Source organism: Pseudomonas sp. FA-1 (genome assembly GCF_056856075.1).
In genome coordinates this window covers 1-274 of the sequence record NZ_JBWXTH010000057.1, presented here as the reverse complement: position 1 = coordinate 274, position 274 = coordinate 1, and the positions used below count along the sequence as shown (strand labels likewise).

The window sequence follows — 274 nt, the reverse complement described above, 5'->3', positions numbered from 1 at the left end:
AAGCTTCCTAACTCTTTTATCAAAATAAAAAAATCTGTATTAAAAATATTTTCACCATAAAAATCATAAAACAAAGCCACTACTGCAGAACGCTGAAAACCATAGCCTCCTTGGTACCTGGAGTACAAAAAGCTGAATTAAAAGATTTAGAATACTTAAACAATTTACAAGTCAAAAGTAGTAATATATCGTTAAAGTAATTTGTGATAGTTTTGTGAGTAAAGTCATAATCCTCACTAGCTAAAGTATTATCATACTATAAAAAGTTGATATT

1 protein-coding gene is annotated in these 274 nt (G+C 27.4%); it reads right to left on the bottom strand.

The window, feature by feature from the left end; all coding sequences use genetic code 11:
• The coding region (locus tag AC1MHZ_RS23465) for a hypothetical protein (RefSeq protein WP_482967020.1) at window positions 1–128 on the bottom strand (128 nt) is incomplete at its 3' end.
• Window positions 129–274 lie beyond the last annotated feature (146 nt).